Origin of the sequence: Pseudomonas sp. CFBP 13727, assembly GCF_014841915.1 — a bacterium.
GTDB lineage: Bacteria > Pseudomonadota > Gammaproteobacteria > Pseudomonadales > Pseudomonadaceae > Aquipseudomonas > Aquipseudomonas baltica.
The window spans coordinates 398,672-416,877 of sequence record NZ_JACYUT010000006.1 but is presented as its reverse complement, the minus strand read 5'-3'; the positions used below and the strand labels follow the sequence as shown (position 1 = coordinate 416,877).

At 60.9% G+C, this 18,206-nt stretch carries 17 protein-coding genes; 15 read left to right on the top strand and 2 right to left on the bottom strand.

Annotated elements, in window-relative coordinates; genetic code table 11:
• Positions 1 to 8 precede the first annotated feature (8 nt).
• From IFT76_RS19565 to IFT76_RS19540, 6 genes are all read left to right on the top strand, one after another.
• On the top strand, positions 9 to 362 hold the full coding sequence (locus IFT76_RS19565; protein ID WP_425311949.1) for a DUF4398 domain-containing protein: 354 nt from the start codon (positions 9 to 11) through the stop codon (positions 360 to 362).
• 14 nt (positions 363 to 376) lie between these two features.
• Complete coding sequence (locus tag IFT76_RS19560; protein WP_122477288.1) at positions 377 to 1,177, top strand: OmpA family protein; 801 nt, start codon at positions 377 to 379, stop codon at positions 1,175 to 1,177.
• A 112-nt stretch (positions 1,178 to 1,289) separates the two neighbouring features.
• Positions 1,290 to 2,729, top strand: a complete 1,440-nt coding sequence (locus IFT76_RS19555) for an aminotransferase-like domain-containing protein (RefSeq protein WP_122477290.1) — start codon at positions 1,290 to 1,292, stop codon at positions 2,727 to 2,729.
• A 73-nt stretch (positions 2,730 to 2,802) separates the two neighbouring features.
• Positions 2,803 to 3,312, top strand: coding sequence for a translation initiation factor 2 (locus IFT76_RS19550; protein WP_185793013.1), 510 nt, complete (start codon positions 2,803 to 2,805; stop codon positions 3,310 to 3,312).
• A 131-nt stretch (positions 3,313 to 3,443) separates the two neighbouring features.
• Entirely contained in the window at positions 3,444 to 3,695 is a 252-nt protein-coding gene (locus tag IFT76_RS19545) for a YkgJ family cysteine cluster protein (protein WP_122477294.1), read from the top strand.
• Positions 3,696 to 3,732: 37 nt separating this feature from the next.
• Positions 3,733 to 4,335 carry an START domain-containing protein gene (locus tag IFT76_RS19540; RefSeq protein ID WP_192055611.1) on the top strand — a complete coding sequence of 201 codons (603 nt, stop codon included), beginning with the start codon at positions 3,733 to 3,735 and terminating at the stop codon, positions 4,333 to 4,335.
• Between the two features lie 48 nt (positions 4,336 to 4,383).
• Here the strand turns inward: IFT76_RS19540 and gltA are convergent, their stop codons facing one another.
• Positions 4,384 to 5,673 carry a citrate synthase gene (gene gltA / locus IFT76_RS19535; RefSeq protein WP_192059894.1) on the bottom strand — a complete coding sequence of 430 codons (1,290 nt, stop codon included), beginning with the start codon at positions 5,671 to 5,673 and terminating at the stop codon, positions 4,384 to 4,386.
• Positions 5,674 to 6,022: 349 nt separating this feature from the next.
• On the opposite strand from gltA, the gene sdhC reads away from it, so the two are divergent.
• The 9 genes from sdhC to sucD all read left to right on the top strand — a co-directional run bounded on the left by sdhC (position 6,023) and on the right by sucD (position 17,374).
• Positions 6,023 to 6,409, top strand: coding sequence for a succinate dehydrogenase, cytochrome b556 subunit (gene sdhC / locus IFT76_RS19530; protein ID WP_185793015.1), 387 nt, complete (start codon positions 6,023 to 6,025; stop codon positions 6,407 to 6,409).
• Positions 6,403 to 6,771 carry a succinate dehydrogenase, hydrophobic membrane anchor protein gene (gene sdhD, locus IFT76_RS19525; protein WP_043190640.1) on the top strand — a complete coding sequence of 123 codons (369 nt, stop codon included), beginning with the start codon at positions 6,403 to 6,405 and terminating at the stop codon, positions 6,769 to 6,771. Before sdhC ends, sdhD begins: the two co-directional genes overlap by 7 nt.
• A 3-nt stretch (positions 6,772 to 6,774) precedes the next feature.
• Entirely contained in the window at positions 6,775 to 8,547 is a 1,773-nt protein-coding gene (gene sdhA, locus IFT76_RS19520) for a succinate dehydrogenase flavoprotein subunit (RefSeq protein ID WP_122477298.1), read from the top strand.
• An 11-nt stretch (positions 8,548 to 8,558) separates the two neighbouring features.
• Complete coding sequence (locus tag IFT76_RS19515; RefSeq protein WP_043193659.1) at positions 8,559 to 9,263, top strand: succinate dehydrogenase iron-sulfur subunit; 705 nt, start codon at positions 8,559 to 8,561, stop codon at positions 9,261 to 9,263.
• 244 nt (positions 9,264 to 9,507) lie between these two features.
• The gene (locus IFT76_RS19510; protein WP_122477300.1) at positions 9,508 to 12,339 is read left to right on the top strand and encodes a 2-oxoglutarate dehydrogenase E1 component; all 2,832 of its coding nucleotides are present in this window, start codon (positions 9,508 to 9,510) and stop codon (positions 12,337 to 12,339) included.
• A gap of 42 nt (positions 12,340 to 12,381) precedes the next feature.
• Positions 12,382 to 13,614 carry a 2-oxoglutarate dehydrogenase complex dihydrolipoyllysine-residue succinyltransferase gene (gene odhB, locus IFT76_RS19505; protein ID WP_192059891.1) on the top strand — a complete coding sequence of 411 codons (1,233 nt, stop codon included), beginning with the start codon at positions 12,382 to 12,384 and terminating at the stop codon, positions 13,612 to 13,614.
• 100 nt (positions 13,615 to 13,714) lie between these two features.
• Positions 13,715 to 15,148 (top strand): dihydrolipoyl dehydrogenase, encoded by a 1,434-nt coding sequence (lpdA, locus tag IFT76_RS19500; protein WP_122715781.1) that lies wholly within the window; start codon positions 13,715 to 13,717, stop codon positions 15,146 to 15,148.
• A gap of 178 nt (positions 15,149 to 15,326) precedes the next feature.
• On the top strand, positions 15,327 to 16,493 hold the full coding sequence (gene sucC, locus IFT76_RS19495) for an ADP-forming succinate--CoA ligase subunit beta (RefSeq protein ID WP_122477306.1): 1,167 nt from the start codon (positions 15,327 to 15,329) through the stop codon (positions 16,491 to 16,493).
• Complete coding sequence (gene sucD, locus IFT76_RS19490; protein WP_122477308.1) at positions 16,493 to 17,374, top strand: succinate--CoA ligase subunit alpha; 882 nt, start codon at positions 16,493 to 16,495, stop codon at positions 17,372 to 17,374. Before sucC ends, sucD begins: the two co-directional genes overlap by 1 nt.
• Positions 17,375 to 17,454: 80 nt before the next feature.
• On the opposite strand, the gene IFT76_RS19485 is transcribed toward sucD, so the two are convergent.
• Positions 17,455 to 18,018 carry a GNAT family N-acetyltransferase gene (locus IFT76_RS19485; protein ID WP_192059890.1) on the bottom strand — a complete coding sequence of 188 codons (564 nt, stop codon included), beginning with the start codon at positions 18,016 to 18,018 and terminating at the stop codon, positions 17,455 to 17,457.
• Between the last annotated feature and the right edge of the window lie 188 nt (positions 18,019 to 18,206).

The window sequence follows — 18,206 nt, the reverse complement described above, 5'->3', positions numbered from 1 at the left end:
AATTTTTCGTGAACGTTCAAGCTATGACCGCAGGCTCGCTGCTCTTGCTGCTCGCTGGCTGTGCCAGTGATCCGGCGCCCACGCAGCAATTGCGTCTGGCCGACCAAACCGTCGAACAGGCGCGCGCAGTCGGTGCAACAGAAGAAAACCCGGCGATGCAGCTGGCGGTTGGCAAGCTCGCCCAGGCGCGTGCGCAAATGGCCGATGGCAACTACAAGGGCGCCCGGCTCAACGCCGAACAGGCCGAATTGGATGCGCGCCTGGCCGAGGATCAGTTGTTGACCGCCAAGGGGCAGGAGCAGCTCAAGGCCCTGGACGCTCGTATTCAACGCCTGCGTAAACAATTGGGGGACATGCAGTGAAGCAGTTGACGGCAATGCGCACGGGGCTGCTGCTGGCCGCCGGCTTGATGACAGTGGGTTGCTCCGGCCAGCGCGCCAACAGCGAGGCGGTGCAGCGTGCCGAGACTGCTTTCCAGGCCGTGCGCGATGATTCCAGCGTGCTGCGCAGCGCGCCCAAGGATGTCATCCGTGCAGGCGAGTCGCTGGCCCGTGCCGAGCGACTTGCCAGCTATTGGGGCACCGGCAGCGACGCCCAGCATTATGCCTATCTGAGCCTGCGCTACAGCGAGATCGCGCGCGAGCGAAGCGAGCAGTTGCTTAACCAGCAGCGCCTGACCAAGGCGCAGATGGACCTGCAGCGCCTGCAATTGGCCTTGCGCGACTCCAAGCTGGAAAGCGTGCAGCAGCAGGGCAAATGGCTCGAAGAGCAGATTCTGGCGCTGGCCAACGTCGAGGCGGACCGCGGCCTGGTCATGACCTTGGGCGATGTATTGTTCGATACCGGTGAGGCTCAGCTCAAGCCCCAGGCCAATCGCACGATCCTCAAGCTCGTGCAGTTCCTGCAGCTCAACCCCAAGCGCGTGGTGCGTATCGAAGGCTATACCGATAACACCGGAGAGAAAGCGTTCAACCTGCAGCTCTCTGCCGACCGTGCGCAGTCGGTGGCCGACACCCTGGTCGACCTGGGTATCGACGAGTCGCGCATTCAAGTGCAGGGCTATGGCGATGCCTACCCGGTGGACGCGAATGCTTCGGAGCGGGGCAGGGCGCAGAATCGGCGGGTCGAGATCGTCTTTTCCAATTCCAAGGGCGAGTTGGCGCTGCCCCGCGGTTGAACGCAAGGTTGCAAGTGGCCCGTGCAGTTGCAGGATCAGCTCTGCTATCCTGCCAGCTGTCCCCGTACAGTTCGTATCTGTAGGGGTCTTCTGGCACATCGAAGGTCCGGCCATGACCAATCTCTTGCTCTACCAGCGTATCGCCCAGCAGCTGGCTGATGACATCCGTCGCGGCGTGTACCAGCCAGGCGAACGCGTGCCTTCGGTGCGCAAGATGAGCGCCCAGCTCAATGTCAGCCATGCCACGGTATTGCAAGCCTATGCCAACCTCGAGGACCAGGGGTTGATCCGCGCGCGGCCCCAGTCCGGCTACTACGTGCACCAGACCCCGGCGCTGACCGCGCCTACGCCTGACATTGCCCGGGTAGAGCGTCCGGGATTGGTTACCCGCAGCAGTATCATCCAGCAGGTGCTCGACGAATCCCGTCGAGAGGGCGTATTTCCATTGGGGGCCGCAGTGCCCCATGTCGAATTTCTACCGGTACGCGCGCTGCATCAGCAGTTGGCCAAAGTCACCCGCTTCCAGAGCCCGCGCGCCTTCAGCTACATGTTCAGCCCAGGCTTCGAGCCTTTGCGCCGGCAGGTGGCGATCCGCATGCGTGATGCCGGTGTGGTGGTCGATCCCTCGGAGATCGTGATCACTCATGGCTGCGTCGATGCATTGCAGATGAGCCTGCGCGTGCTCACCCGGCCTGGCGACCTGATCGCGGCCGAGTCACCTACCTATTATGGCCTGTTGCAGCTGGCGGACCTGCTCGGCCTGAAGGTCATCGAGATTCCCAGTGATCCGTCCACCGGTATCAGCCTGGAAGCGTTGCAGCTGGCTGCCAACCAGTGGTCGATCAAAGCGCTGGTCCTGACGCCGCGCTTGAGCAATCCGCTGGGCGGAACCATGCCCGAAGAACGCATGAAGCAGCTGCTGCGGCTGTCTTCGGATTTCGATATCCAGATCATCGAAGACGATATCTACGGCGAGTTGATGTTCGAGCAGGGCAAGAGCAAGGCGCTCAAGGCATTCGACCGGCTGGGCCATGTCATCTATTGCTCCAGCTTCTCCAAGACGTTGTCGCCCGGCGTGCGCATCGGCTGGATGATTGCCGGCAAATACCAGGCCGAGGTCCAGCGGCTGCAGACGTTCAGTACCCATTCGGCGTGCAGCGTCACGCAGATGGGTGTTGCCAGTTATCTGGAAAACGGCGGCTACGACCGGCACCTGCGTTTCATTCGCCAGGAGTACCGCAAGAACCTGAGTGCTTTCCAGCTGGCGGTACAGCAGCATTTTCCGGAAGGTACGCAGATCACGCGGCCTACCGGAGGGTTCATCCTCTGGGTGAGCCTGCCCGGGCGGGTCAACACCCAGGAGCTGCATGTGCGTGCACTGGAGCAGGGAATCAGCATCGCGCCTGGCCTGATCTTCAGCAACACAGAGCAGTTCAACCACTGTATTCGGCTCAACTGTGGCGTGCCGTGGAACCGCGAGGCGGAGCGTGCACTGGCAACACTCGGCGTACTGGCGCGGCAACTGTGTCAGGAGTCTGGAGTTTCCTATTGAAACTGTACGAGGGGCTTGTCAGCACGACGCTTAACAGGGAGCATAGAGGCTTCGTCGTAGTTGTCGTGCCCCTATGAACACCAAGCGCCGTCTCGCATTGCTGGTTTTCTGCTTGAATCTGGGCTTCATTGCCGTGCCCGCTGTTCACGCGCAAACGCCGGACAGCCCGTCGGCTGCGACACGCTCGGCAGATGCCGCAAAGTCGACCGCCAAGGCTGATTCTGCGGCGAAGAAGCCTGCCGCGAAAAAGCCTGTGGTTCGCAAGAAGGCTGCCAAAAGCCGGTCGCGCAAGGAAGCGGACGTCATTGCCACGCCGGTGCCCAAGCCCAACCTGGATTTGAGCCTGCCCAAGGACATCGTCAAGGACCTCAAGCCGCCGACCCAGCCCGTCAACGCTGCCGTACACCCTGCGCCGCTGGCCGAGCCTGCACCCAAGCCAATTCTCCCTGCCTTCTTCAGCGACAAGGGCAGCGAAGACTTCCAGCTCAATGGTCGCCTGCTGAACAACGAGATGCAGCTGCAGCGGCGCAGCGATGGTCGTGAAGTCGAGGGCGCCGCGCTGGACTTCAATTTCAAGCAATGAGCCATGTTGGCCAGTTCAGTCGGCCGTTACACATGGCTCGACCGAATTATCGACGCAGGCATTTTCAAACGCTCGTTGGGTCACTACCATGGGTGCTCTACAACACTCTGTGCCTGTGAGGTCATGACGTCATGAAATGCCGCGAAGGCTGTGGCGCCTGCTGCATCGCTCCCTCCATCAGTTCGCCTATCCCCGGCATGCCTTTGGGCAAGCCGGCCGGGCAGCGCTGCGTGCAGCTGTCTCTGGACAACCTGTGTGCCCTGTTCGGCCTGCCCGAGCGGCCAGCAGTATGCTCGGCGTTTCATGCCGATCCCGAAGTGTGTGGCGACAGCGACCAGGACGCCGTGCGCATTCTGGGCTGGTGGGAGCAGATGACCGCGTAGACACAGTCTCGATCCTCGACAACAAGGAACAACAACAATGAGAGCGATGCATCGTATAGCGCTGGTTGCCCTGCTGGGCAGCGTTCACCTGTCTGCCCACGCCGAGCAGTGGTCGGTGGCCAAGGACGAGGAGGGAATCAAGGTTTCCCTGAGTGAAGTCGCGGGCTCCAAGTACAAGGCCTATAGGGGCGAAACCACGATCAAGGCCAGCGTGGCCAAGCTGCGTGCCATGCAGGAGGACGTCGCCGGGGCCTGTACCTGGATTCATGAGTGCAAGGCGCAGAAGCTGCTCAAGCATCAAGGCGATCAGACCTGGACCTACACCCAATTCAATACGCCGTGGCCGGTCACCCCGCGCGACTCGGTGCTGCATATCACCACGGTCGATGGCAGTGATGGCAGCGTCACCCGCAATCTGGCCGGGGCGGCCGACTATGTGCCGCAGGAGAAAGGCTTCGTGCGTGTGGCGCAAGTGGAAGGTTTCTGGAAGATGGTGCCCCAGGGTGCCAATCAGACCCAGGTGATCTACCAGGTGCACACCGAGCCGGGCGGCAGCGTGCCCTCCTGGCTGGCCAACAAGTTCGTCGTGGATGCCCCATTCAATACGCTCAAGGCATTGCGCACGAAAGCGGAGCAGTAGCAACGCAAAAGGCCGCCCGGAGGCGGCCTTTCGTTGTGACGCGAAGGCTTAGATGCGATCGTCCAGAGCGGTCACGTCGCGGCTTTTCTCGCCGGTGTACAGCTGGCGTGGGCGGCCGATCTTGTACGGGCTCGACAGCATTTCCTTCCAGTGCGAGATCCAGCCCACGGTACGCGCCAAGGCGAAGATGACCGTGAACATGCTGGTTGGAATGCCGATGGCCTTGAGGATGATGCCCGAATAGAAATCGACGTTCGGGTACAGCGAGCGCTCGATGAAGTAGGGGTCGGTCAAGGCGATCTCTTCCAGGCGCATGGCCAGTTCGAGCTGCGGATCGTTCTTGATGCCCAGTTCCTTCAACACTTCGTCGCAGGTCTGCTTCATCACAGTGGCCCGCGGGTCGCGATTCTTGTAGACGCGGTGACCGAAGCCCATCAGCTTGAACGGATCGTTCTTGTCTTTGGCCTTGGCGATGAAGGTGTCGATGTTGGAGACATCGCCAATCTCGTCGAGCATGGTCAGCACGGCTTCGTTGGCACCGCCGTGGGCAGGCCCCCACAGTGCTGCAATGCCGGCCGCGATGCAGGCGAACGGGTTGGCACCCGACGAGCCTGCCAGGCGCACGGTGGAAGTGGACGCATTCTGTTCGTGGTCGGCGTGCAGAATGAAGATGCGATCCATGGCCTTGGCCAGTACCGGGCTGATCGGTTTGATCTCGCACGGCGTGTTGAACATCATGTGCAGGAAGTTTTCCGCATACGACAGATCGTTGCGCGGGTACATCATGGGCTGGCCCATGGAGTACTTGTAGACCATGGCCGCCAGTGTCGGCATCTTGGCCACCAGGCGTACTGCCGAGATCTCGCGGTGCTGCGGGTTATTGATGTCGAGCGAGTCGTGGTAGAACGCGGACAGCGCACCGACCACGCCGCACATGATGGCCATCGGGTGGGCATCGCGGCGGAAGCCGTTGAAGAAGGTCTTCAACTGCTCGTGAACCATGGTGTGGTTCTTGATGTTGCCAACGAACTTGGCTTTCTGCTCGGCCGTAGGCAATTCGCCGTTGAGCAGCAGGTAGCAGGTTTCAAGATAGTCGGATTGTTCGGCAAGTTGCTCGATCGGATAGCCGCGGTGCAGCAGGATTCCGGCGTCGCCGTCGATGTAGGTGATTTTCGACTCGCACGAGGCGGTCGACATGAAGCCTGGGTCGAAAGTGAAGCGGCCCGTGGCAGTCAAGCTCCTGACGTCGATTACATCGGGACCAACGGTGCCGGTTAAAATCGGCAGCTCGACGGGGGCTGCGCCCTCGATGATCAACTGCGCTTTTTTGTCAGCCATGTGGCCTCCTATTAATGCTTGGAATCATCAGACAGACCCCCCACGCAGGGCCCGCACCACTATAGTGAGATAAATTCGAATGTCAATTTGCTTAAAGTAAGGCTCCAGAGCGCTGCGAGCGGGCTTTTTTCGCGAAATTACGCCCCGTTCAAACCTTTTGCCATGCATGCGCAATCCGCCGTCCGGGGCCTGCGGTGCGTTGTCATTAGTATCCTAACTGTCTATACTCGGCAGCCGACCGCCGGGGGCTTTTCCGAGCCATTTCGACGGGGTCGTCACCTCCTGGGTGGTGAGTACCTGACCAGTACACTTCCCTACAACTTGCCCTGCTTGCTAGGGGCTCTTCAGTGTGAAAAAAGCCGTGAATAGCCAACGACCTGTAAACCTAGACCTAAGGACCATCAAACTCCCTGTCACTGCTTACACGTCCATTCTCCATCGTATATCCGGTGTCATCCTGTTCCTGGGCATCGCTCTCATGCTGTACGCATTGGGCAAATCCCTGGGTTCCGAGGAAGGCTTCGGCGAGGTGAAGGCGTATATGACCAGCCCGCTGGCCAAGTTCGTGATCTGGGCCCTGCTGTCCGCCTTGCTGTATCACCTGGTGGCCGGTGTGCGCCACCTGATCATGGACATGGGCATCGGCGAGACGCTGGAAGGCGGCAAGCTGGGCTCTAAAATTGTTCTCATCATCTCGGTGGTGCTGATCGTTCTGGCAGGAGTTTGGGTATGGTAACCAACGTTACGAACCTTTCGCGTTCGGGCCTCTATGACTGGATGGCACAGCGTGTGTCTGCGGTCGTTCTCGCGGCTTATTTTCTTTTTCTGATCGGCTACATCGTTGCCAATCCAGGCATCGAATACACCCAATGGCACTCGCTGTTCAGCAGCAACTGGATGCGCATCTTCAGCCTTCTGGCGCTGGTCGCCCTCGGCGCCCACGCCTGGGTAGGCATGTGGACCATTGCCACCGACTACCTGACGCCGATGGCGTTCGGCAAGTCGGCCACGGCTATACGCTTCCTGTTCCAGGCGGTATGCGGCGTTGCGATGTTCGCGTACTTCGTCTGGGGTGTGCAGATTCTTTGGGGTATCTGATTCATGGCTAACATTAGTACGCTTTCCTTCGACGCCATCATCATTGGTGGTGGTGGTGCCGGCATGCGCGCAGCGCTGCAGCTGGCCCAGGGTGGTCACAAGACCGCCGTCGTCACCAAGGTATTTCCTACTCGCTCGCACACCGTGTCGGCGCAGGGCGGCATCACCTGCGCCATCGCCTCGGCCGACCCGAACGATGACTGGCGCTGGCACATGTACGATACCGTCAAGGGTTCCGACTACATCGGCGACCAGGACGCTATCGAGTACATGTGTTCGGTAGGCCCGGAAGCGGTCTTCGAGCTCGAGCACATGGGGCTGCCGTTCTCGCGTACCGAGCAGGGCCGTATCTACCAGCGTCCGTTCGGTGGCCAGTCCAAGGACTTCGGCAAGGGCGGCCAGGCCGCACGTACCTGCGCCGCTGCCGACCGTACCGGCCATGCGCTGCTGCACACCCTGTACCAGGCCAACCTGAAGGCCGGCACCGTATTCCTCAACGAGTACTACGCGGTCGATCTGGTGAAGAACCAGGACGGCGCGATCGTTGGCGTCATCGCCATCTGCATCGAAACCGGCGAGACCTCGTACATCCGCGCCAATGCCACCGTACTGGCTACCGGCGGGGCCGGGCGTATCTACTCGTCCACCACCAATGCCCTGATCAACACCGGTGACGGCGTGGGCATGGCCTTGCGTGCCGGTGTGCCGGTGCAGGACATCGAAATGTGGCAGTTCCACCCGACCGGCATTGCCGGCGCAGGTGTACTGGTCACCGAAGGCTGCCGCGGTGAAGGCGGCTACCTGATCAACAAGCATGGCGAGCGTTTCATGGAGCGCTACGCGCCGAACGCCAAGGACCTTGCCGGTCGCGACGTGGTTGCACGCTCGATGGTCAAGGAAATCATCGCCGGCAACGGCTGTGGTCCCGATGGCGATCACGTGATGCTCAAGCTCGATCACCTGGGCGAGGAAGTGCTGCACAGCCGTCTGCCAGGCATCATGGAGTTGTCCAAGACCTTTGCCCACGTCGATCCGGCCGTTGCGCCGATTCCTGTCGTGCCAACTTGTCATTACATGATGGGGGGTGTCGCTACCAACATCCACGGTCAGGCAATCACCCAGGATGCCAATGGCAACGACGCCATCATCCCGGGCCTGTTCGCCGTGGGCGAAGTGGCTTGCGTGTCGGTCCATGGCGCCAACCGCCTGGGCGGCAACTCGCTGCTCGACCTGGTGGTGTTCGGTCGTGCCGCAGGCCTGCACCTGGAGCAGGCGCTGAGCGAGGGTATCGAATACCGCCGCGCCAGCGACACCGATCTGGAAGTCGCCCTGGCGCGTCTGGACGGCCTCAACGCGCGCACCACGGGTGAAGATGTCGCCAGCCTGCGCAAAGAACTGCAGAGCTGCATGCAGAACTACTTCGGTGTGTTCCGCACCGGCGAGTACATGCAGAAAGGTATCGATCAGCTGGCCGGCCTGCGCGAGCGCATTGCCAACGTCAAGATCAACGACAAGAGCCAGGGCTTCAACACCGCCCGGATCGAAGCGCTGGAATTGCAGAACCTGCTGGAAGTGGCGGAAGCCACCGCGATTGCCGCCGAGCATCGCAAAGAGTCCCGCGGCGCTCACGCCCGTGAAGACTTCGAAGATCGCGACGACGAAAATTGGCTGTGCCACACCCTGTACTTCCCGGGTGAAAAACGTGTTGCCAAACGCGCCGTGAACTTCTCGCCGAAAACCGTTCCGACCATGGAACCGAAGATCCGGACTTACTGAGGGTGGCCGCCATGTTGCAAGTCAGTGTTTATCGCTACAACCCGGACCAGGACGCTGCGCCGTCCATGCAGGAATTCCAGGTCGACACCGGTGGCAAGGATGTGATGGTGCTGGACGTGCTGGCCTTGATCAAGGAACAGGACGAAGGCTTCTCCTATCGTCGCTCGTGCCGTGAAGGCGTATGCGGTTCCGATGGCATGAACATCAACGGCAAGAACGGCCTGGCGTGCATCACGCCGCTGTCCGCTGTCGTAAAAGGTAACAAGTTGATCGTGCGCCCGCTGCCAGGGTTGCCGGTCATCCGTGACCTGGTCGTGGATATGAGCATCTTCTACAAGCAGTACGAGAAGGTTAAGCCGTTCCTGCAGAACGACACGCCGGCCCCGGCCATCGAGCGTCTGCAGACTCCGGAAGAGCGCGAGAAGCTTGACGGTCTGTACGAGTGCATCCTGTGCGCCTGCTGCTCGACGTCCTGCCCTTCGTTCTGGTGGAACCCCGACAAGTTCCTCGGCCCGGCGGCGCTGCTGCAGGCTTACCGTTTCCTGGCCGACAGCCGTGACACCCGGACCAGCGAGCGCCTGGCGTCGATGGATGATCCGTTCAGCGTATTCCGCTGCCGCGGCATCATGAACTGCGTCAGCGTTTGCCCCAAAGGCCTGAACCCCACCAAAGCCATTGGCCACGTGCGGAACATGCTGTTGTCCAACGGCGTCTGATTCATCTGCTACACCGCAAGCCATCACAGCGCAGGATTGATCCTGTGCTGTGATGAAAACCCGAGCGTGGCTGCGTAAGGCTTCGCTTTTACTTTCGAAGAAACAAGACCAGCAGGGGCTCCGGGCTGGTACCCGGACTACCAGCGTACAACTGAGGTGGCTTGCACGGTCGCTGTACATGGACCGCGTCAGTACGCCCAAGGTGTGAGCGCCGGTGGTGTCCCCTAACCGAGGGTGACCAAGCATGCAAGAAAGCGTGATGCAGCGCATGTGGAACAGCGCCCACCTATCCGGTGGTAACGCTGCCTATGTGGAAGAGCTCTATGAGCTTTACCTGCACGACCCTAACGCTGTGCCAGAAGAATGGCGCACCTACTTTCAGAAGTTGCCTGCCGAAGGCAGCACTGCCACCGACGTTGCACACTCCACCATCCGCGATCATTTCGTCCTGCTGGCCAAAAACCAGCGCCGTGCCCAACCGGTTTCCGCCGGTAGCGTGAGCAGCGAGCACGAGAAGAAGCAGGTGGAAGTGCTGCGATTGATTCAGGCTTACCGGATGCGCGGCCACCAGGCAGCCCAACTGGACCCGTTGGGGCTGTGGCAACGGCCTGCTCCGGCAGACCTGTCAATCAACCATTACGGCATGACCAATGCCGATCTGGATACGACCTTCCGTGCCGGCGACCTGTTCATCGGCAAAGAGGAGGCGAGCCTACGTGAAATTCTCGAGGCTTTGCAGCAGACATATTGCCGCACCATCGGCTCCGAGTTCACCCACATCACCGATTCCGAGCAGCGCAGCTGGTTCCAGCAGCGCCTGGAAAGCGTGCGCGGTCGTCCATCGTTCTCGGCCGAGAGCCGCAGCCATGTGCTCGAGCGCGTCACCGCAGCCGAGGGCCTGGAGAAGTACCTGGGCACCAAGTACCCGGGCACCAAGCGCTTCGGTCTGGAAGGCGGCGAGAGCCTGATTCCGATGCTGGACGAGATGATCCAGCGCTCGGGCTCCTATGGCACCAAGGAAGTCGTGATCGGCATGGCCCACCGTGGCCGTCTCAACGTGCTGGTCAACACCTTCGGCAAGAACCCCCGCGACCTGTTCGACGAATTCGAAGGCAAGAAGAAGGTCGAGCTGGGTTCCGGTGACGTCAAGTATCACCAGGGCTTCTCGTCCAACGTGATGACCGCAGGTGGCGAAGTTCACCTGGCCATGGCGTTCAACCCGTCCCACCTTGAAATCGTGTCGCCAGTGGTCGAAGGCTCGGTGCGTGCCCGCCAGGACCGTCGCAACGACGCGGTCGGCGACAAGGTGCTGCCGATCTCGCTGCACGGCGATGCTGCATTCGCCGGCCAGGGCGTGGTCATGGAAACCTTCCAGATGTCGCAGACCCGCGGTTTCAAGACCGGCGGTACCGTGCACATCGTGATCAACAACCAGGTTGGTTTCACCATCAGCAACCCGTACGACGCGCGCTCCACCGAGTACGCGACCGACGTGGCCAAGATGATCCAGGCGCCGATCCTGCACGTGAATGGCGATGACCCGGAAGCCGTGGTGTTCGTCACCCAGCTGGCGATCGACTACCGCATGCAGTTCAAGCGTGACGTGGTCATCGACCTGGTCTGCTACCGCCGTCGCGGTCACAACGAAGCTGACGAGCCTAGCGGCACCCAGCCACTGATGTACCAGCAGATCGCCAAGCAGCGCACCACGCGCGAGTTGTACGCCGAAAGCCTGATCAAGGCCGGCGTGCTCGACGAAGGCAGCGTTCAAAGCCAGATCGACGAGTACCGCAACGCGCTGGATAACGGTCTGCACGTGGTCAAGAGCCTGGTCAAGGAGCCGAACAAGGAATTGTTCGTCGATTGGCGCCCGTACCTGGGCCATGCCTGGACGGCGCGTCACGACACCAGCTTCGACCTCAAGACCTTGCAGGAACTGTCCGCCAAGCTGCTGGAGATCCCGGAAGGCTTCGTGGTCCAGCGTCAGGTTGCGAAGATCTATGAAGACCGGCAGAAGATGCAGGCCGGTGGCTTGCCGATCAACTGGGGCTATGCCGAGACCATGGCCTACGCCACCTTGGCGTTCGAAGGCCATCCGATCCGCATGACCGGCCAGGACATCGGCCGCGGCACCTTCTCGCACCGGCACGCGGTGCTGCACAACCAGAAGGATGCGGCGACCTATATCCCGTTGCAGAACCTCTACAATGGCCAGCCGCGTTTCGACTTGTACGACTCCTTCCTTTCCGAAGAAGCGGTGCTGGCATTCGAATACGGCTACTCGACCACCTCGCCCAATGCGCTGGTGATCTGGGAGGCCCAGTTCGGCGACTTCGCCAACGGTGCACAGGTGGTGGTCGATCAGTTCATCACCAGTGGCGAGCACAAGTGGGGCCGTCTGTGCGGCCTGACCATGCTGCTGCCGCACGGCTACGAAGGGCAGGGCCCGGAGCATTCTTCCGCACGTCTGGAGCGCTACCTGCAGTTGTGCGCCGAGCACAACATCCAGGTGTGTGTGCCGACCACCCCGGCGCAGATCTACCATCTGCTGCGTCGCCAGGTGATTCGTCCGCTGCGCAAGCCGCTGATTGTGCTCACGCCCAAGTCGCTGTTGCGTCACAAGCTGGCCGTGTCGACCCTGGAAGACCTGGCCGAAGGCTCGTTCCAGACGGTCATTCCGGAAATCGATACCCTGGACGCCGCGAAGGTGACGCGTCTGGTGCTGTGCAGCGGCAAGGTCTATTACGACCTGCTGGAGAAGCGCCGTTCCGAAGGTCGCGAAGATGTGGCCATCGTGCGCATCGAGCAGCTGTATCCGTTCCCCGAAGACGACCTGATGGAAGCGATTGCTGCCTACACCAATCTGGAACATGTGGCCTGGTGTCAGGAAGAGCCGATGAACCAGGGTGCCTGGTACAGCAGTCAGCATCACTTGCGCCGCAGCATGAGCAATCACAAGAAGACCCTGGTCCTCGAGTATGCCGGCCGTGACGCATCGGCTGCCCCGGCTTGTGGTTACGCTTCGATGCACGCCGAGCAGCAAGCCAAATTGCTGCAAGATGCCTTCACCGTTTAATGCCAACGCGCACCTGAAACCGAATTTAAGGAAATACTGATAATGGCTATCGAGATCAAAGCCCCTACCTTCCCGGAATCGGTCGCCGACGGCACCGTTGCCACCTGGCACAAGCAGCCGGGCGACGCGGTCAAGCGCGATGACCTGATCGTGGACATCGAGACCGACAAGGTCGTCCTGGAAGTGCTGGCCACCGCCGACGGCGTGCTGGGCGCGATCGTCAAGAACGAAGGCGACACCGTTCTGTCGGACGAAGTCCTGGGCTCCATCGAGGCGGGCGGCGTCGCTGCTGCACCTGCTGCCGCACCTCAGGCCGCTGCTGCGCCTCAGGCTGCCGCACCGCAGGCGGCTCCGGCGCCTGCCGCTGGCGACGATGACGCCATTGGCGGCCCGGCTGCACGCAAGCTGGCCGAAGAAAACGGCATCAACCTGAACAGCGTCAAGGGCACCGGCAAAGACGGCCGCGTCACCAAGGAGGACCTGGTCGCCGCCATCGAAGCCAAGAAGTCTGCACCGGCCGCCAAGCCGGCCGTGCCAGCCGCTGCCGCTGCCATCGTGCAGAGCGTCGGCGACCGTACCGAAAAGCGTGTGCCGATGACCCGTCTGCGCGCCAAGGTTGCCGAGCGTCTGGTGGAAGCCCAGTCGAACATGGCCATGCTGACCACGTTCAACGAAGTCGACATGACCGAAGTCATGGCCTTGCGCTCCAAGTACAAGGACCTCTTCGAGAAGTCGCACAATGGCGTGCGCCTGGGCTTCATGTCGTTCTTCGTCAAGGCAGCTACCGAGGCGCTGAAGCGCTTCCCGGCCGTCAACGCCTCGATCGACGGCTCGGACATCGTCTATCACGGCTACGCCGACGTCGGTGTGGCGGTTTCCAGTGATCGCGGTCTGGTGGTTCCCGTCCTGCGCAATGCCGAGGCCATGAGCCTGGCCGAGATCGAAGGCGGCATCGCCACCTTCGGCAAGAAGGCGCGCGACGGAAAGCTGTCGATGGACGAAATGACCGGGGGTACCTTTACCATCACCAACGGTGGTACCTTCGGTTCGATGATGTCGACCCCGATCGTCAACCCGCCGCAGGCGGCTATCCTGGGCATGCACAACATTCTGCAGCGCCCGATGGCGATCAACGGCCAGGTGGTCATCCGCCCGATGATGTACCTGGCGCTGTCGTATGACCATCGCCTGATCGATGGCAAGGAAGCCGTGACGTTCCTGGTGACCATCAAGAACCTGCTGGAAGATCCAGCGCGTCTGTTGCTGGATATCTGATAAGGCAGCCACAGGTCCCGGGATCCGCCATCGAGCCCACGCAGCTTGATCCGGAACTCGGCACCTGGGCTTCAAGCATGCCGCTAATAGGAATCGTTTTATGACTCAGAAATTCGACGTGGTAGTGATTGGCGCAGGCCCCGGTGGCTACGTCGCTGCCATCAAGGCCGCACAACTGGGCCTCAAGACTGCCTGTATCGAGAAGTATCAAGACGGCGAGGGCAAGCTGGCCCTCGGCGGTACCTGCCTGAACGTGGGTTGCATTCCCTCCAAGGCACTGCTGGACAGCTCGTGGAAATTCCACGAAGCACAGGATGGCTTTGCCATCCACGGCATCAACCACGCTGGCGTGACCATTGACGTGCCGGCGATGATTGGTCGCAAGTCCAACATCGTCAAGAACCTGACCGGCGGCGTCGCCGGCCTGTTCAAGTCCAACGGCGTAACCGTGCTGCAAGGCCACGGCAAACTGCTGGCCGGCAAGAAAGTCGAAGTCACCGGCCCCAACGGTGTTGAAATCGTCGAGGCCGACAACGTCATCCTGGCGTCCGGCTCGCGTCCGATCGACATCCCGCCGGCCCCTGTCGACCAGAAGACCATCGTCGACTCCACCGGCGCGCTGGAATTCCAGCAGGTGCCCAAGCGTCTAGGCGTCATCGGCGCCGGTGTGATCGGCCTCGAGCTGGGTTCGGTATGGTCGCGCCTGGGTTCGGAAGTCACCGTACTCGAAGCACTGGACACGTTCCTCATGGCTGCCGACACCGCGGTGTCCAAGGAAGCCCTGAAGACCTTCACCAAGCAGGGCCTGGACATCAAGCTCGGCGCGCGCGTGACCGGTTCCGAAGTGCAGGGTGAAGAAGTCCTGGTCAAGTACACCGACGCCAACGGCGAGCAGACGATCACCTTCGACAAGCTGATCGTCGCCGTGGGCCGTCGCCCGGTCACCACCGACCTGCTGGCTTCGGACAGCGGCGTGGACATCGATGAGCGCGGCTTCATCTATGTCGACGACTATTGCACCACCAGCGTGCCTGGCGTCTATGCCATCGGCGACGTGGTGCGTGGCCTGATGCTGGCGCACAAGGCGTCCGAGGAAGGCATCATGGTCGTCGAGCGCATCAAGGGCCACAAGGCCGTGATGAACTACGATCTGATCCCTTCGGTCATCTACACCCACCCGGAAATCGCATGGGTCGGCAAGACCGAACAGACGCTGAAGGCCGAAGGCGTTGAAGTCAACGTCGGCAGCTTCCCGTTCGCGGCCAGCGGTCGCGCCATGGCGGCCAACGACACCGGCGGTTTCGTCAAGGTCATCGCCGATGCCAAGACCGACCGCGTACTGGGTGTACACGTGATCGGCCCGAGCGCGGCAGAATTGGTTCAGCAGGGCGCCATCGCCATGGAATTCGGCACCAGTGCCGAAGACCTGGGCATGATGGTCTTCTCGCATCCGACCCTGTCGGAAGCCCTGCACGAAGCGGCCCTGGCCGTGAATGGCGGCGCCATTCACATTGCCAACCGCAAGAAGCGTTAAACAATAAGAAACCACGGCGGCCTGCCCGTCGCATGTCCTGTCCACAGGACCTGCCGCGGAACGTCCGCCGGACTCACCTCGCCGGTCAACCGGCGAGTAGCAGTCACAGGTGGCGCGGCACTTCAATCATGAAGCGCAGCGCCGAAAAGCGCAGTACCTAACGAAGACGGTAATAAGCATGAATCTTCACGAGTATCAGGGTAAGCAGCTGTTCGCTGAATACGGCCTGCCAGTATCCAAGGGTTACGCGGTAGACACCCCGGAAGACGCCGCAGAAGCCTGCGACAAGATCGGCGGCAGCGAGTGGGTCGTCAAGGCCCAGGTCCACGCTGGTGGTCGCGGCAAGGCTGGTGGTGTGAAACTGGTTCGCAGCAAGGAAGACGCCAAGGCTTTCGCTCAGCAGTGGCTGGGCAAGCGTCTGGTGACCTACCAGACTGACGCCAACGGTCAGCCCGTCACCAAGATCCTGGTCGAGTCCTGCACCGATATCGCCAAAGAGCTGTATCTGGGCGCCGTAGTGGACCGTTCCAGCCGTCGCATCGTGTTCATGGCTTCCACCGAAGGTGGCGTGGACATCGAGAAGATCGCTCACGACACTCCCGAGAAGATCCTCAAGTCCACCATCGATCCGCTGGTCGGCGCGCAGCCGTTCCAGGGCCGCGAGCTGGCATTCCAGCTGGGTCTGGAAGGCAAGCAGGTTGCTCAGTTCGCCAAGATCTTCGTTGGCCTGGCCAAGCTGTTCCAGGACCACGATCTGGCCCTGCTGGAAGTCAACCCGTTGGTCATCAAGGCCGATGGCGATCTGCATTGCCTCGATGCCAAGATCAACATCGACGCCAACGCCATGTACCGTCAGCCGAAGCTGAAGGGTTTCCACGACCCATCGCAGGATGACCCGCGTGAGGCGCACGCCGCCAAGTTCGAACTGAACTACGTGGCCCTGGAAGGCAACATTGGCTGCATGGTCAACGGTGCTGGCCTGGCCATGGGTACCATGGACATCGTCAACCTGCATGGCGGCAAGCCAGCCAACTTCCTCGACGTAGGCGGTGGTGCCACCAAGGAACGCGTAACCGAAGCGTTCAAGATCATCCTGTCCGACACCAATGTCGCGGCCGTACTGGTCAACATCTTCGGCGGCATCGTTCGTTGCGACATGATTGCCGAAGGCATCATTGGCGCGGTGAAGGAAGTCGGCGTGAAAATCCCGGTAGTTGTGCGCCTGGAAGGCAACAACGCTGAACTGGGCGCTAAAGTACTGGCGGAAAGCGGTCTGAACATCATCGCAGCCACCAGCCTGACCGACGCTGCTCAACAAGTTGTCAAAGCTGCGGAGGGCAAGTAATGAGCGTCCTGATCAATAAAGACACCAAGGTCATCTGCCAGGGCTTCACCGGCTCGCAGGGTACTTTCCACTCCGAACAGGCCATCGCCTACGGCACCAAGATGGTCGGCGGCGTGACCCCAGGCAAGGGTGGTACCACTCACCTGAACCTGCCGGTATTCAACACCGTTCAGGAAGCTGTCGAGAAAACCGGCGCCACCGCTTCGGTCATCTACGTACCCGCTCCGTTCTGCAAGGATTCCATCCTTGAAGCAGCGTTCGGCGGCATCAAGCTGATCGTCTGCATCACCGAAGGCATTCCGACCATCGACATGCTGGAAGCCAAGGTCAAGTGCGACGAGCTGGGTGTCGTCCTGATCGGCCCTAACTGCCCGGGCGTCATCACTCCGGGCGAGTGCAAGATCGGCATCATGCCAGGCCACATCCACTTGCCAGGCAAGGTTGGCATCGTGTCGCGTTCCGGCACCTTGACCTACGAAGCCGTGAAGCAGACCACTGACGCCGGTTTCGGCCAGTCGACCTGCGTCGGCATCGGCGGTGACCCGATTCCAGGGTCGAACTTCATCGACATCCTGAAGTTGTTCCAGGAAGACCCACAGACCGAAGCGATCGTCATGATCGGCGAGATCGGTGGTTCTGCCGAAGAAGAGGCCGCAGCCTACATCAAGGCTCACGTAACCAAGCCGGTTGTTTCGTACATCGCTGGTGTGACTGCTCCTCCGGGCAAGCGCATGGGCCATGCCGGTGCAATCATCTCCGGCGGCAAGGGTACTGCAGACGAGAAGTTCGCTGCCCTGCAGGACGCCGGTGTGAAAACCGTGCGTTCGCTGGCCGACATCGGCAAGGCCCTGGCCGAGCTGACGGGCTGGGCAGTCAAGTAAGCTTCGCTTACCTGTTTGCTGGGTTGTTTGCGTAGTCACAAAAGCCACCTTCGGGTGGCTTTTGTGTTTTTGCCGCAGGCCTAGGTTTGCCGTGCCAGCCACTGCTCGCGCGTCAATTCCCAGACCTCTTCCTGCATGCGGCCGCACACGAAGTCCTGGTCTCGCCGAAGAACCACCTGCATGCCCTCGCGCATGGAGATCCGCCGGGACGCCTCGTTTGCCACTGCCTTGGCGACTCTCAAGACGGGTCTGTCCAAGGTCTGGAACCAGAAACGGGTCACCACCTCGCATGCTTCGCCAACCAGCCCCTGGTTTTGCCAGGGCTTGGCAATCCAGAAACTGCGGTTGTCGTCGCATTCGTCCATCAGGCTGATCACGCCAATAATGGTTTCGGGCGCGTCATGCAGCCGGAGTGTCCAATGCCATTCTTCTGCGTCGGCCATGGCAGGCAACGCATCCTCCTGGATGTAGCGCAGCCCCTCGCCGGCGGGGTAGGGCCACGGCATGTTGGCAGTGATGTAGCGAACCATGTCCCAGTCTGCGATCAACTCCTGGTAGCGCGGCGCGTCGGCCAGGGTGAGCGGCAGCAGCAGCAGTCTGCGGGTACTGAGCGCAGGTATGAATGGATCCGTACAGTCGGTCATCGTATGACACTCATGAAAGCGGAGGACTTTACTGGACTCACCAAGTCCCGCATGTAAGAAGCATCATTAAACGATGTAGGGGCTTTCCTTAATTGATATGACCATTTATATCGATTGAGGCAATCGACCACATTGATCTGGTTGCGGGTAGCCACTCTCATGTAATATGTCGACCCGCCATAATGTCG